The organism is Leisingera sp., assembly GCF_982940295.1.
Genome location: NZ_CEYXRG010000015.1, coordinates 1 through 15,151 on the forward strand (window position 1 = coordinate 1; position 15,151 = coordinate 15,151).

11 protein-coding genes and 1 tRNA gene are annotated in these 15,151 nt (G+C 64.2%); 9 read left to right on the forward strand and 3 right to left on the reverse strand.

The window, feature by feature from the left end; translation table 11 throughout:
• Together AC4HIX_RS13985 and AC4HIX_RS13990 are read left to right on the forward strand one after the other, a co-directional pair.
• The coding region (locus AC4HIX_RS13985; RefSeq protein WP_490399393.1) for a COG4223 family protein at positions 1-1,179 on the forward strand (1,179 nt) is incomplete at its 5' end.
• A gap of 10 nt (positions 1,180-1,189) precedes the next feature.
• Positions 1,190-2,686, forward strand: coding sequence for a heme biosynthesis protein HemY (locus tag AC4HIX_RS13990; protein ID WP_490399394.1), 1,497 nt, complete (start codon positions 1,190-1,192; stop codon positions 2,684-2,686).
• Between the two features lie 143 nt (positions 2,687-2,829).
• Here AC4HIX_RS13990 and AC4HIX_RS13995 read toward each other — a convergent pair.
• Positions 2,830-2,916: transfer RNA gene (locus tag AC4HIX_RS13995), tRNA-Leu, on the reverse strand.
• An 88-nt stretch (positions 2,917-3,004) separates the two neighbouring features.
• The gene (locus AC4HIX_RS14000) at positions 3,005-3,415 is read right to left on the reverse strand and encodes a globin domain-containing protein (protein WP_490399395.1); all 411 of its coding nucleotides are present in this window, start codon (positions 3,413-3,415) and stop codon (positions 3,005-3,007) included.
• Between the two features lie 239 nt (positions 3,416-3,654).
• Between AC4HIX_RS14000 and AC4HIX_RS14005 the strand changes: the two genes are divergently transcribed.
• The gene (locus AC4HIX_RS14005) at positions 3,655-4,644 is read left to right on the forward strand and encodes a complex I NDUFA9 subunit family protein (protein WP_490399396.1); all 990 of its coding nucleotides are present in this window, start codon (positions 3,655-3,657) and stop codon (positions 4,642-4,644) included.
• 61 nt (positions 4,645-4,705) lie between these two features.
• Here the strand turns inward: AC4HIX_RS14005 and AC4HIX_RS14010 are convergent, their stop codons facing one another.
• Positions 4,706-5,512, reverse strand: coding sequence for an undecaprenyl-diphosphate phosphatase (locus AC4HIX_RS14010; protein ID WP_490399397.1), 807 nt, complete (start codon positions 5,510-5,512; stop codon positions 4,706-4,708).
• 241 nt (positions 5,513-5,753) lie between these two features.
• Here AC4HIX_RS14010 and AC4HIX_RS14015 point away from each other — a divergent pair, with 241 nt between their 5' ends.
• The 6 genes from AC4HIX_RS14015 to queG all read left to right on the forward strand — a co-directional run bounded on the left by AC4HIX_RS14015 (position 5,754) and on the right by queG (position 15,090).
• Entirely contained in the window at positions 5,754-7,193 is a 1,440-nt protein-coding gene (locus tag AC4HIX_RS14015; protein ID WP_490399398.1) for an NAD(P)-dependent oxidoreductase, read from the forward strand.
• Between the two features lie 107 nt (positions 7,194-7,300).
• Complete coding sequence (locus AC4HIX_RS14020) at positions 7,301-7,735, forward strand: GFA family protein (RefSeq protein ID WP_490399399.1); 435 nt, start codon at positions 7,301-7,303, stop codon at positions 7,733-7,735.
• Positions 7,732-12,264, forward strand: coding sequence for a glutamate synthase large subunit (gene gltB, locus AC4HIX_RS14025; RefSeq protein ID WP_490399400.1), 4,533 nt, complete (start codon positions 7,732-7,734; stop codon positions 12,262-12,264). Before AC4HIX_RS14020 ends, gltB begins: the two co-directional genes overlap by 4 nt.
• A gap of 242 nt (positions 12,265-12,506) precedes the next feature.
• Positions 12,507-13,244, forward strand: a complete 738-nt coding sequence (gene mtgA / locus AC4HIX_RS14030) for a monofunctional biosynthetic peptidoglycan transglycosylase (RefSeq protein ID WP_490399401.1) — start codon at positions 12,507-12,509, stop codon at positions 13,242-13,244.
• A gap of 65 nt (positions 13,245-13,309) precedes the next feature.
• A complete protein-coding gene (gene fzlA, locus AC4HIX_RS14035; RefSeq protein ID WP_475048611.1) occupies positions 13,310-13,975 on the forward strand; it encodes an FtsZ-binding protein FzlA in 666 nt (221 codons plus the stop codon).
• A 71-nt stretch (positions 13,976-14,046) separates the two neighbouring features.
• The gene (queG, locus tag AC4HIX_RS14040; RefSeq protein WP_490399402.1) at positions 14,047-15,090 is read left to right on the forward strand and encodes a tRNA epoxyqueuosine(34) reductase QueG; all 1,044 of its coding nucleotides are present in this window, start codon (positions 14,047-14,049) and stop codon (positions 15,088-15,090) included.
• Positions 15,091-15,151: the final 61 nt, after the last annotated feature.

A 15,151-nucleotide genomic window follows, 5' to 3' on the forward strand; every position in this document is an offset into this window, starting at 1 on the left:
CGCGACCGCGCCAGCGAGAGCGCGACCGAGCGCGAGAGCGCGCCCGAGCCCGAGACCGAGACCGAGACCGAGACCGCATTTGTGTCTCCCTTCGAACGGGAGACGCTGCAAGAGGACACCCCGGCTGAGCCTGCGGAACATAACGCCGCGGCAGAGGCACAGCCGCACGAAATCGAGCGGGTGGTGGAAAAGCGCGGCGGCTTCGGCGCAGCCCTCTTGGGCGGTGTGGTGGCCGCGGGGATCGGCTTTGTGGCCGGACAGAGCGGCTGGCTCGACTCCGTGCTGCCGCAATCGCTGAAAGGCAGCAGCGTGGATCTGACCGCGCTGGAAACCAGCCAGGCGGAGATGCAGGCGGCGCTTGCCGCGCTGAAGCAGCAGGTTGAGGACAACCGCGCCCCTGACCTTGCTCCGCTCGCCGAACGCACCGACACCCTCGCCGCAGAGGTTGCAGCGCTGAAAGAGGCGCAATCCGCTGAGGCCCCGGATGATACGCTGCGCGCGGATCTGCAGGCCCTGGCGGAACGTGTGTCCGCATTGGAAACCCGCCCGCTGGAAGGCGCATCGCCTGAAGCGGTTGCGGCGTTTGAGGCAGAGCTGGGCAAGCTGCAGGAGAGCCTCGCGGCGCAGCGGGCCGTAGTCGATCAGAAGCTGGCAGAAGCAGAGGAAATGGAGACGGCCAGCGCCGAAGCCGCCCGCATCGCCAGCGCCCAGACCCAGCTGGCGCAGCTGCGGTCCGCCTTGGACAGCGGCAACAGCTATGACTCCAGCGTGCAGCGGCTTGAACTGTTGGGCGTCGAAGTGCCGCCAGAACTTGCCGGACCGGCGGAAACCGGTGTGGCCACCCTGACCGCCCTGCGCGATGGCTTTGCCCCGGCCGCCCGCGAGGCGCTGGCCGCCGCCCGCGAAGAGGCAAAAGGCGGCGGCAGCCTGATGGATTATGTGAACCGCCATCTTGGCGCCCGTTCCGTAGCGCCGCGCGACGGCGATGATCCGGATGCCATCCTGTCCCGGGCCGAGGCCGCCGTGGCCGCAGGCCGGATCGAGGAGGCGCTGGCAGAACTCTCCGCGCTGCCGAAAACCGCACGTGCTGCCCTAGCCGGCTGGGAAGCGGCGGCAAACGCGCGGGTCGCAGCGGTGAACGCTGCCGCTGATCTGGCCCAAAGCCTGCAAGCCAAATAAGGAAGCCGCCATGCTCTGGTCGTTGTTGAAGATCCTCGTATTTGTCGCGATTGTCGCGCTTCTGGCATTTGGCGCGGGCCTTTTGATGGAAACCGCCGGCGGGGTGCAAATCACCGTTGCCGGCACTGAATACACCTTCAGCGCGCTGCAATCGGTGATCGCGCTGGGCGTGCTTGTGGTTGCGGTCTGGCTGTTTCTCAAGCTGCTGTCGCTCTTGGTGGCCACGCTGCGCTTCCTGAACGGTGACGAGACCGCCCTGTCGCGCTATTGGGACAAGGGGCGTGAGCGCAAAGGCTACCGGGCGCTGTCCGAAGGCCTGATGGCGCTGGCCTCCGGTGAAGGACGGCTGGCCCTGGCCAAGGCGGCGCGCGCGGAAAAATACCTGCAGAACCCTGAGCTGACGGACCTGCTGGTGGCGCAGGCTGCTGAAATGAGCGGCGACACTCACAAGGCGGCGGAGGCCTACAAACGGCTGCTGTCGAACCAGCAGACCCGCTTTGTCGGGGTGCGCGGGATCATGAAGCAGAAACTGTCCGAGGGCGATACCGACACCGCCCGCCAGCTGGCCGAGAAGGCGCTGGCGCTGCGGCCCAAGCATGAAGAGGTGCAGGACACCCTTCTGCGCCTGCAGGCCCAGGCCGAGGATTGGGCCGGTGCCCGCAAGACGCTGTCGACTAAGCTCAAGACCGGCACCCTGCCGCGCGATGTCTACAAGCGCCGCGATGCGGTGCTGGCACTATCGGCCTCCAAAGGGGTGATCGACGAAAACGCCACGATCGAGCAGCGGGAGCAGGCGATCGAGGCCAACCGTCTGTCGCCTGACCTGGTGCCCGCCGCGGCGATGGCGGCCCGTGCCTACCTCGCCAAGGGCAAGAAGCGCCCGGCGGTCCGTCTGCTGAAAAAAACTTGGCAAAGCCAGCCGCACCCGGATCTGGCCCACGCCTTTGCCGAGGTCGAGCCGGACGAAAGCGCCGCGGAGCGCGTTGCCCGCTTCGACCAGCTGGCCCGGCTCAACCCGCAGGACGATGAAACCCGCCTGGTGATGGCAGAGCTGAACATCGTGGCAGAGGACTTCCCCGAAGCCCGCCGCTGGCTGAGCGACCTGACAGAGCGGGCCCCGGACGCGCGGGCGCTGACGCTGATGGCAGCGATCGAGCGCGGCGAAGGCGCGGATGACAAGGTGGTGCAGGGGTGGCTCGCCAAAGCGCTGACGGCTCCGCGCGGACCGCAGTGGGTTTGCACCAATTGCAACCATATCCATGCGGAATGGGAGCCGGTCTGTGAGCATTGCACCAGCTTTGACACCCTGTCTTGGAAGCGCCCGGAGACACCGGAGGTTGCCAGCCATGCGGCGGCACATATGCTGCCGCTGATCACCGGTGCGCTGGACAACAAGCAGACTGACACAGCGGAAGATGCGGAAGAAGCAGACTTCGCGGAAACCGGCCCGAACGCTGAAGGGGAGCCGGAAGCGGAGCGGCAGGACGCGGTAAAAGAGCCGAACTGATAATTTTGGAAAGACTGCGAACGGCGGGGCTTCCCTGCCGTTCTGCCCGTTTACCGGCATAGACCAATAAGCATTATAAACAGCGTTGCCGGACCGGAAAGGCGCCGTGCGGTTCTGCAGATTTTGTGACTGATGCAGGGGGATGGTGCCCAGGAGAGGACTCGAACCTCCACGTCCATACGGACACTAGCACCTGAAGCTAGCGCGTCTACCAATTCCGCCACCTGGGCAGGTGTCGTGTGACCGGCGTATAAGGCGGTTCGCAAGGGGCGTCAAATGGAAAACGGCAGCACATGCAGGGCCGCTGCCTGGAGCTGCTTAGCGCTGCACCGTGAAATTCATTTTGGCCGCTACAAATGTCAGGAATCTGGTCCACGCCAGCTCCGCTTCGGTACTCCAGTCCGGACCAAGTGTTTCTGAAAGGGCGCCTGTGAAGCCGAGGATAAATCCCTTGAAATGCGCATCTGACACTTCCCGCTCGCGGTGCTTTTCCCCCTGCTGCCTGAGGATTTCATTCAACCGCGCGGAATCGTCCAGCGCTTCTGCAATATGGGTCAGGATGGCCAGCAGCTTTTCTTCCTGCCTAGTCATGTCGCGGGAAAAGAGGTGGCGGACTTCGGGGCAGGCGGCAAAGAACTTGGCGTAGAAGGCGGTGGCGAAGGTATCAAGATCCATCCGCTCGCTCTCGAAACTTTTGCGGACCAGGGATTTGTCATTTTCACTGATCATATGAGCTGACCTCTTTAAACCGACAATTAAACCGCCAAAACAGGTGTTTCGGGTACACCAAATTGCCTTAACCCTGAGGGGCTGAAGGCGACGTTAACCAAATAAGGCAATTCCGGGGAAGCTGTTAACTCGGCTTGCGTCTTCGGCAGTCATTGTGGCCGTAATCCCACGTTTTGCGCCTTGTTTGACGCCCGTTGCGGCGCTAAGGCATAGGGGCAGCTAAGTTCAGGAGCCAAAAGATGTCCAAACTGGTCACGATCTATGGCGGATCCGGTTTCGTGGGCCGCTACATTGCGCGGCGCATGGCCAAGGAAGGCTGGCGTGTGCGGGTGGCGGTGCGCCGCCCCAATGAAGCCATGCATGTGAAACCCTATGGTGTTCCGGGCCAGGTGGAGCCGGTGTTCTGCAACGTCCGCGATGACATGTCCGTGGCCGCAGTGATGCAGGGTGCGGATGCAGTGGTGAACTGCGTGGGCGTCCTGAACGAGCTGGGCAAGAACACCTTTGGCGCCGTTCACGCCGAAGGCGCGGGCCGCATAGCCCGCATCGCGTCGCAAGAAGGTGTCGCCAGCCTGGTGCATATCTCAGCGATTGGCGCTGATGCGGATGCTGCCAGCGAATACTCCCGCACCAAGGCCGCGGGCGAAACTGCTGTTCTGCAGCACTTCCCGGGTGCCGTGATCCTGCGCCCCTCCGTGATCTTTGGGGCCGAGGACGAATTTTTCAACCGCTTTGCGGGCATGACCCGCCTGTCGCCGGTTCTGCCGATTGCAAGCGGCGCCACCCGGTTCCAGCCGGTCTACGTTGATGACGTGGCTAAGGCCGCGGTCAAGGGAGCAACCGGCGCGGCGGAGGGCGGCATTTATGAACTGGGCGGCCCTGAGGCCAAGACCTTCCGCGAGCTGATGGAGCAGATGCTGGAGGTGATTCACCGCCGCCGCCTGATCCTGTCGCTGCCCCGCCCCGCCGCCTGGCTGGTAGCTTTTGGTTTTGACATGCTGCAGGCGGCCAGCTTCCAGCTGATCGAAAACAAGACGCTGACCCGCGACCAGCTGCGCAGCCTGAAGTCGGACAATGTGGTGTCCGAAGGCGCCAAGGGGTTTGGCGATCTGGGTATCAGCCCGGTCAGCCTGGAGGCGGTTCTGCCGGACTACCTGTGGAAATTCCGCCCCTCCGGCCAGTACGACGAGATGACCAACTCGGCCCGCAATCTGCGCAACGGCACCTGACTGTTGCGACAGCCCAAGGGTTTGAAAGCGCGGGGATGTCCCCGCGTTTTTCGTTTCCGGCTCAGCTGCTGTAGGCGATGGCGAGCAGGATGCTCCCCAAGATCACCCGGTAGATCACGTAAGGCGTGAAACTGACAGAGCGCAGCAGCCGCATCATCAGGCTGAGCGCGGCCAGCGCCGACAGCAGGGCAAGCACTGCGGCGATCCCTGCATCGCGCATCAGGGCGGTGTTGGCCTCCAGCGCCACCTCGGTGCCCAGGAGCACGCCCGAAGCGATGATGGTGGGGATCGACATCAGCATGGCGATGCGGGCGCCGTCCTCGCGGGTGTAGCCCAGATGGCGCGCACCGGTGATGGTGATTCCGGAACGCGAGGTACCCGGGATCAGGGCCAGCATCTGCCACAGCCCCATGATCAGCGCGTCGCGCACCCCCCAGTCGCCGGCCTGTTTCACCTCGGCGCCTTTCTGGTCGGCCCAGTACAGCACCAGCCCGAATCCCAGCATTGTCCAGCCGATCACCGCCATCGACCGCAGCGCATCGCTGAGGCCGGTGAAATGCAGCACCGCACCGAACAGAACGGTTGGGATGGTGGCGATGATCAACCCCATGGCGAGCCGGGCGCCGGGCGTGTCCGTGCGGCCTGTAAGGGCGCGGGGCAGGCCGATAAGGCCCTCGCGCACATCGCTCCAGAAATAGATCATCACCGCGGCCAGGGTGCCCACATGCACCGCGACGTCGATCACCTGCCCTTGATCATTCAGCCCGGTCAGTCCGGGCAGCAGAATCAGATGGCCGGAGGAGGAGATGGGCAGGAATTCGGTAATGCCCTGGATCAGCGCTACCAGGACGAGCTGGAAAAGAGGCATACTGAAAACGTCCTTTGCTGGCCGCGAACGGGCCGTAAACTGTCGTGACTCTGTATAAATACCGCCTCTGAATTGGGAAGCGGATATTATGGTCCGATACGGACCTAAAATTTCTGTACATTTCCGCCGAACAAGGTATCAGAGGTAAAGCGCTGGCAAAATAGGTCAGCACAGTTGACATAAAGCGTTCCAGTACCTGCAAAGGTGCCCTCGCAGCCAGACAAACGATGGAGTCCAGCCCGTGGCCAAGCAACCGATGCTGAAATTTGTGCAGATCGAACGCGACATGCCTCAAAAGCGTGACGCGAGTGTACGCAAGGAAGACTTCAATGAGATCTACGCGGAGTATGCTGCTGCCAAGGCTGAGGAGCAGGCCAGCCGCTGCAGCCAATGCGGTGTGCCGTATTGCCAGAGCCACTGCCCGCTGCACAACAACATCCCCGACTGGCTGCGCCTGACCGCAACCGGCCGCCTGGAAGAGGCCTATGCCACCTCGCAGGCCACCAACACCTTCCCGGAGATCTGCGGCCGCATTTGCCCGCAGGACCGCCTGTGCGAAGGCAACTGCGTGATCGAACAGTCCGGCCACGGTACCGTCACTATCGGATCGGTCGAGAAGTACATCACCGACACCGCCTGGGAAAAAGGCTGGGTCAAGCCCGCAGCGCCGCTGGCTGAGCGCAGCGAGAGCGTTGGCATCATCGGCGCCGGCCCCGGCGGCCTGGCGGCGGCGGACATGCTGCGCAAGGCCGGTATCCAGGTAACCGTCTATGACCGCTATGACCGCGCTGGCGGGCTGCTGATGTACGGCATCCCCAGCTTCAAGCTGGAAAAGGACGTGGTCGAGCGCCGCAACAAGCTGCTGGCCGATGGCGGCGTGACGTTCAAGCTGAACTGCAACGTGGGCGAAGACATCTCGTTTGAGGACATCCGCGCCAAGCATGATGCGGTGATCATTGCCACCGGCGTCTATAAATCGCGCGATCTGGCGATGCCGGGCAGCGGTTCCGAAGGGATCGTCAAGGCGATCGATTTCCTGTGTGCCTCGAACAAGAAGAGCTTTGGCGATGCGGTTGAAGAATTCGACAACGGGTCGCTGAACGCCGAGGGCAAGAAGGTCGTCGTGATCGGCGGCGGCGATACCGCGATGGACTGCGTGCGGACCTCGATCCGCCAGGGAGCGACCTCGGTCAAATGCCTGTACCGCCGCGACCGCGCCAACATGCCGGGCTCGCAGCGCGAGACCCAGAACGCCGAGGAAGAAGGCGTGATCTTTGAATGGCTGTCGGCACCCAAGGGTTTCACCGACGACGGCGGTAAGGTCGCGGGCGTGATGGTGCAGAAGATGCGCCTGGGCCAGCCGGATGCTTCGGGCCGTCAGGCGCCAGAAGTGATCGAAGGCGCGGACTACGTTGAAGAAGCCGACCTGGTCATTAAGGCGCTGGGCTTTGAGCCGGAAGAACTGCCCACACTGTGGAACCAGCCGGAGCTGCCGGTGACCCGCTGGGGCACCATCAAGGCCGCGTTCCAGACCGGTGCCACAGAGCTGGACGGTGTCTACGCCGTGGGTGACATCGTGCGCGGCGCGTCGCTGGTGGTTTGGGCGATCAAGGACGGCCGCGATTGCGCCGAGGCGATCATCGAAAAGCTGAACAGCAAGGCCGCGGTGGCCGCGGAATAACCCGGCACCCCCCGTACACCGCTTGTGCACCCCCTGTGCACCGGCGGGCAGCAATAGAGCAGCGCCAAGGTCAGCACTGCTGACCCAGCCAGCAAAGGACAATGGACATGAGCGAATTGCAGGGACAGTGCATGTGCGGCGCAGTGAGCGTCACCGCGACGCCCGCGCGCGCCTCTATTTCTGCCTGCCATTGCGAGATGTGCCAGCGCTGGGCCAGCGGCCCGTTCCTGAGCTTTCAGGCCGGCACCGGCTATGCCGCGCTGGGTCCGGTGCGGACCTATCAGTCCTCGCGGTGGGCGGAGCGCGCGTTTTGCGGCGAATGCGGATCGGCGCTGTGGTACCGGATGACCGCAGGAGAACATAAGGGCCAGACGCAAATGTCGGCTGGCCTGTTTGAAAACGCAGGCGGCAATGAACTGCGCCTGGAACTTTACATCGACAAGAAGCCCGCGGGCTACGCCTTCAGCAGCAGCTGCCGGAAACTGACCGGCGCTGACGTGATGGAGATGTTTGCCCCCGCCGTAGAAGGAAACAGCCAATGACCAAATATGATGCCGATTGGGTGCGCGCCGAGGAAGCCAAGCGCAAATGGATGGCTGAAAACGGTCTCTATTCCGAGGAAGAGGAGCATTCGTCCTGCGGTGTGGGGCTGGTTGTCTCGGTTGACGGCAAGAAGAGCCGCAAGGTGGTGGAGGCCGGCATCGACGCGCTGAAGGCGATCTGGCACCGCGGCGCGGTGGACGCCGACGGCAAGACCGGCGACGGCGCGGGCATCCATGTGCAGATCCCGGTGCCGTTCTTCTATGACCAGATCCGCCGCACCGGCCACGAGCCGCGCCAGGATGAGCTCATGGCGGTGGGTCAGGTGTTCCTGCCGCGCACCGACTTCGGCGCCCAGGAGCGCTGCCGGACCATCGTGGAAACCGAAGTGCTGCGCATGGGCTATTCCATCTATGGCTGGCGCCATGTGCCGGTGGATGTGTCCTGCCTGGGGGAAAAGGCCAATGCCACCCGCCCGGAGATCGAGCAGATCCTGATCTCCAACTCCAAGGGCGTGGACGAGGAAACCTTTGAACGCGAGCTGTATGTGATCCGCCGCCGGATCGAGAAGGCTTCGTCGTCGGCCGGCATCTCCGGCCTCTATATCGCGTCGCTGTCCTGCCGCTCGATCATCTACAAGGGCATGATGCTGGCGGAGCAGGTGGCGGTGTTCTACCCGGACCTGATGGATGAGCGGTTCGAGAGTGCCTTTGCGATCTATCACCAGCGGTATTCCACCAACACCTTCCCGCAGTGGTGGCTGGCGCAGCCGTTCCGGATGCTGGCGCACAACGGCGAAATCAACACGCTGAAGGGCAACCTGAACTGGATGAAGAGCCATGAGATCCGCATGGCATCTTCGACCTTTGGCGACTATGCCGAAGACATCAAGCCGATCGTGCCGGGCGGCGCTTCCGACTCCGCAGCGCTGGACGGCGTGTTCGAGGTTCTGGTGCGCGCCGGCCGTTCGGCGCCGATGGCGAAAACCATGCTGGTGCCGGAAAGCTGGTCCAAGCAGGCGGTAGAGCTGCCGCAGTCCTGGCGCGACATGTACTCCTACTGCAACTCTGTGATGGAGCCCTGGGACGGCCCCGCCGCGCTGGCGATGACCGACGGCCGCTGGGTTTGCGCGGGCCTGGACCGCAACGGCTTGCGCCCGATGCGTTACGTCGTGACCGGCGACGGGCTGGTGATTGCCGGCTCCGAAGCGGGCATGGTGCCGGTGGACGAGGCCACCGTGGTCGAGAAGGGCGCGCTGGGTCCGGGCCAGATGCTCGCCGTGGACATGGAAAAGGGCAAGCTGTTCCGCGACACCGAGATCAAGGACAAGCTGGCGCGCGCGCTGCCGTTCGGCGACTGGGTAAAGCGGATCAACGATCTGGACACAACCCTCGCCAGCGTCACCGAACAGCCGCTGTTCAGCGGCGAGGAGCTGCGGCGCCGTCAGGTTGCGGCTGGGTATACAATCGAGGAGCTGGAGCAGATCCTTGCGCCGATGGCCGAGGACGCCAAGGAATCGCTGGCTTCGATGGGCGATGACACCCCGTCTGCCGTGCTGTCCAAGATGTACCGCCCGCTGAGCCACTTCTTCCGCCAGAACTTCAGCCAGGTGACCAACCCGCCGATCGACAGCTTGCGCGAATACCGGGTGATGTCGCTGAAGACCCGTTTCGGCAACCTCAAGAACGTGCTGGACGAGGACAGCTCCCAGACCGAGATCATCGTTCTGGAAAGCCCCTTTGTCGGCAACGCCCAATGGGACAAGCTGGTGCAGCAGTTCAACGCGCCGCTGGCCGAGATCGACTGTACCTTTGCACCGGGCCGCGGCGCGCTGAACGCAGCGCTGGAGCGGATCCGGGCCGAAGCCGAGGAAGCGGTGCGCTCGGGCGCGGGCCATATCGTGCTGACCGACCAGTATTCCGACGCCAGCAAGGTGGCGATGCCGATGATCCTGGCGACCTCTGCCGTGCACTCGCATCTGACCCGCAAGGGCCTGCGCACTTTCTGCTCGCTGAACGTGCGCTCTGCCGAGTGCATCGACCCGCATTACTTTGCGGTGCTGATCGGCTGCGGCGCCACCGTGGTGAACGCCTATCTGGCCGAGGATTCGCTGGCCGACCGCATCGAGCGCGGCCTGCTGGACGGTACCCTGACCGAAAACGTCGCGCGCTACCGTGAGGCCATCGACCAGGGTCTGCTCAAGATCATGGCCAAGATGGGGATCTCGGTGGTCTCCTCCTACCGCGGCGGCCTGAACTTCGAAGCTGTGGGTCTGTCCCGCGCCATGTGTGCCGAGTATTTCCCGGGCATGACCTCGCGCATTTCCGGCATCGGTGTGACCGGTATCCAGACCAAGGCAGAGGAAATCCACGCCAAGGCCTGGAAGGCGCCGGAGGGCGTGCTGCCCATCGGCGGTTTCTACAAGGCGCGCAAGTCGGGTGAGACGCACGCCTGGGAAGCGACCTCGATGCATATGATGCAGATGGCCTGCAACCGCGCCTCTTACGAGCTGTGGAAACAGTATTCGGCGAAGATGCAGAGCAACCCGCCGATCCACCTGCGCGATCTGCTGCAGATCAAGCCGCTGGGCAAGCCGGTCCCGCTGGAGGAAGTGGAGAGCATCACCGCGATCCGCAAGCGGTTCGTGACCCCGGGCATGTCCCTGGGCGCGCTGAGCCCCGAGGCGCACAAGACGCTGAACGTGGCGATGAACCGGATCGGCGCCAAGTCGGACTCCGGCGAGGGCGGCGAGGATCCGGCACACTTCGTGCCCGAACCCAACGGCGACAACCCGTCGGCCAAGATCAAGCAGGTGGCCTCGGGCCGCTTTGGCGTGACCGCGGAATACCTGAACCAGTGCGAAGAGCTGGAAATCAAGGTGGCCCAGGGCGCCAAGCCCGGTGAGGGCGGCCAGCTTCCGGGCATGAAGGTCACCGACCTGATCGCCCGCCTGCGCCACTCCACCAAGGGCGTGACCCTGATCTCGCCGCCGCCGCACCACGACATCTACTCGATCGAGGACCTGGCGCAGCTGATCTACGACCTCAAGCAGATCAACCCGCGCTGCAAGGTGACGGTGAAGCTGGTGGCATCTTCGGGCGTCGGCACCATCGCCGCGGGCGTGGCCAAGGCGAAGGCTGACATCATCCTGATTTCGGGCCACAACGGCGGCACCGGGGCGTCTCCGGCGACCTCGATCAAATACGCGGGCCTGCCGTGGGAGATGGGCCTGACCGAAGCGCATCAGGTACTGGCGATGAACAACCTGCGCGAGCGGGTGACGCTGCGCACCGATGGCGGCCTGCGGACCGGCCGGGATATCGTGATGGCAGCGATGCTGGGCGCCGAGGAATACGGCATCGGCACCGCGGCGCTGATCGCCATGGGCTGCATCATGGTGCGCCAGTGCCAGTCCAACACCTGCCCGGTGGGGGTCTGCACCCAGGACGAATCCTTGCGCGCCAAGTTCACCGGCAACGCCGACAAGGTGGTGAACCTGATCACCTTCTACGCCCAGGAAGTGCGGGAAATCCTCGCCTCCATCGGCGCCCGCAGCCTGGACGAGGTGATCGGCCGGGCCGACCTCTTGGCGCAGGTGTCGCGCGGCTCTGCGCACCTGGACGACCTGGACCTGAACCCGCTGCTGATCACCGTCGATGGCTCCGCCAGCATCGTCTACAACCGTGACAAGGAGCGGAACGCGGTGCCGGACACGCTGGATGCGGAGATCGTGCGCGATGCCGCCCGCTTCCTGCAGGACGGCGAGAAGATGCAGCTGTCTTACGCGATCCAGAACACCCACCGCACCGTGGGCACCCGGACCTCCAGCCACATCGTGCGCAACTTCGGGATGCGGAACTCCTTCCAGCCGGATCACCTGACGGTGAAGCTGCAGGGTTCTGCCGGCCAGGCGCTGGGCGCCTTTGCGGCGCCGGGGCTTAAGCTGGAAGTGTCGGGCGATGCTAACGACTATGTGGGCAAGGGCCTGTCGGGCGGCACCATCGTGGTGCGCCCGCCGCAGGTAAGCCCGCTGGTGGCCTCGGAGAACACCATCATCGGCAACACTGTGCTGTACGGCGCAACCGATGGCTACCTGTTTGCGGCCGGCCGCGCGGGCGAACGCTTTGCGGTGCGCAACTCCGGCGCCAAGGTGGTGATCGAGGGCTGCGGCTCCAACGGCTGCGAATACATGACCGGCGGCGTAGCGGTGATCCTCGGCTCGATCGGTGCCAACTTCGGCGCGGGCATGACCGGCGGCATGGCCTATCTCTATGACCCCGAGGGCAAGGCCGCGACCCTGATGAACATGGAATCGCTGGTCACCTGCCCGGTCACCGTGGCGCATTGGGAAGCGGAGCTGAAAAGCCTGATCGAACGCCATCAGCAGGAGACCGGCAGCCGCAAGGCCGCGGAGATCCTGCAGCATTGGGATATCGAGAAGGCGAACTTCCTGCAGGTTTGCCCGAAGGAGATGCTCGACAAGCTGGCGCATCCGGTGATGCAGGAGCAGGCAGCCGTTCCAGCGGAATAAGCCCGATCAGACACAGAAATCGACCCCCGCAGGCGCAAGCTTGCGGGGTTTTTCATTGCCCGCGGTCAGCTGCGCAGTCCGATCCGGACTTCATCTGGCCAAAAATATCCCGGGGTGAATTGGGCCGCAGGCTCAAGAGGGGCAGCGCCCTTCCCTCGCCTCGGGAGACTTAGGGCTGGCGGATTACGGCAGCCGGGCAACTGACCCTTTGTGAATGCCCCCCTGCCGTCCTATAGAGGGTCATGGCCAAGGCAGTTGCAAAGAAGAAGAAAACCAAGAGCAGCAAGAAGACGGCGAAGCGGCAGATTCAGCCGCTGCGCTGGCTGCGGCGCTGGTTCTTGCGCGCGGTGCTTGCGGTTGCGGCGGTCTTCCTTTTACTCATCCTGCTGTTTTCAGTGGTGAATCCGCCTATCACCCACACCATCTGGGCGGAGCAGCGCCGCCTGGGCGAGGTCGACCGGATGTGGGTGCCGCTGGAGGAGATGGCACCGGTGCTGGCGCGTTCCGTCGTGGCGGCGGAGGATGCGCAGTTCTGCCGCCATTGGGGCTTTGATGCCCGCGCCATTCAGGCCGCGATCGAGGCGGGCGGCAGCCGCGGCGGCTCGACGATTTCGCAGCAGGTCGTCAAGAACGTGTTCCTGTGGCAGGGCCGCAGCTGGCCGCGCAAGGTGCTGGAGACGCTGCTGACTCCGATAGTCGAGGCGGTGTGGAGCAAGCGGCGGATCCTGGAGGTCTATCTGAACGTTGCCGAGATGGACGAGGGCGTGTTCGGTGCCGAGGCCGCGGCGCGCAAGTATTTCGGTGTCGGCCCGGATCAGCTGAGCGCCCGCCAGGCGGCCCTGATCGCCGCGGTTCTGCCCAATCCCAAAGAGCGTTCGGCCCGTAAACCCTCGAACTTCGTGCAGCGCCGGGCGCGGCAGATTCAGGACGGGGCGGCCACGATTCGCGCAGACGGGCGGGCGGATTGTTTCGAGGATTGAATCTTTCTCCCGGCCGAGGCATTGCTGGGTATCCGTAGTCACGTTTCTGGAGATCCCCTGTAGCCATGGCGCGCCTGTACCACGTTCCCCTGTCCCCCTTTTGCCGCAAGGTGCGGCTGTCGCTGGCGGAGAAGAAGATCGAGGTTGAACTGGTCGAGGAGCGCTATTGGGAGCAGGACCCCGATTTCCTGCGCCGCAACCCGGCCGCCAAGGTTCCGGTGATCCGGCTGGACGGCCAGATGATGGCCGAAAGCGCGGCGGTCTGCGAATACCTGGAGGACACCAGGCCGGAGCCGCCCTTGATGCCCAAGGATGCCGCGGGCCGCTATGAGGTGCGGCGGCTGGTGAGCTGGTTTGATGACAAGTTCCACCACGAGGTGACCTCCAAGCTGCTGTATGAGCGGGTGAACAAGAAGATCACCGGCGAGGGCTATCCCGACAGCCGCAACGTCAAGGCGGGCGCCAAGGCGATCAAATACCATCTGGATTACATGGCCTGGCTCCTGGACCACCGCCGCTGGCTGGCCGGGGACATGATGACGCTGGCGGACTTCGCCGCTGCCGCCCATCTGTCGTCGCTGGATTACATTTCGGACGTGGACTGGAACCGCTCGGCGGTGGTCAAGGACTGGTATGCCAAGATCAAGTCGCGGCCTGCGTTCCGCTCGATCCTGGCCGATCAGGTGCCGGGCTTCCGGCCGCCGCCGCATTACACTGATCTGGATTTCTGATATCAACGGGTTGAGGGGCGCTGCCCCTCTTGGGCCTTAGGCCCAATTCACCCCGGAGTATTTGGGGAAAGATGAAAGACCGATCCGGCATCAAGCAAAGACTGGTCGCGCAGGCGCTGGCGGAGGGGTTTGTCGCCTGCCGGGTCTGCCGCCCGTGGGACGTGCCGGAGGTGCCTGGACGGCTGCAGGCCTTTCTGGAGGCGGGCTATCACGGGCAGATGAGCTGGATGGCGGAGCGGACGCATTGGCGGGGTGACCCTAGCCGGCTGTGGCCCGAGGCGCGGTCGGTGATCATGCTGGCGGAAAGCTATACACCTGATGAGGACCCGATGGCGGTGGTCGGTCAGGCGGACCGCGGCGCGGTGTCTGTCTATGCCCGGGGCAAGGACTATCACGACTTGGTCAAGAAGCGGCTGAAGCGGCTGGCGCGCTGGCTGATTGCGGAGGCCGGTGAGGATTGCGAGGTAAAGGTCTTTGTCGATACCGCACCGGTTCCGGAAAAGGCGCTGGGCCAGGCAGCGGGCTTGGGCTGGCAGGGTAAGCACAGCAATCTGGTGAGCCGGGATTGGGGCAATTGGGCCTTTTTAGGCTCTGTTTTTACCACGCTGGAGCTGCCTGCGGATGAGGCGGAGCGGGACCGCTGCGGGTCCTGCCGGGCCTGCCTGGACAGCTGCCCGACCGATGCCTTTCCAGCGCCCTACCAGGTCGATGCGCGGCGCTGCATTTCCTACCTGACCATCGAGCACAAGGGGGTGGTGGCGGAGGAGCTGCGGGAGAAGATGGGCAACCGGATTTACGGCTGCGACGATTGCCTGGCGGCGTGCCCGTGGAACAAGTTTGCGGTGGCGGCCAGCGACATGCGCTATGCCGCGCGCGAGGAGCTGAAGGCGCCGAAGCTGGCGGAGCTTGCCGCCTTGGACGATGCGGCGTTCCGGTCGATGTTCTCCGGCTCGCCGATCAAGCGCATCGGTCGCGACCGGTTTGTGCGCAATGTGCTCTATGCCATTGGCAATTCCGGTCTGCTGGAGCTGCGGCAGGTGGCGCAGCGGCTGGCGGAGGATCCGGACCCGGCGGTGGCGGATGCGGCGGCTTGGGCGGTTCAAAAGCTTTCGTGACGCAAACAGGATGGACGGGCCGCAAATAGGCGTTACACCCGGTCCGGCGAACAGAGTTTGA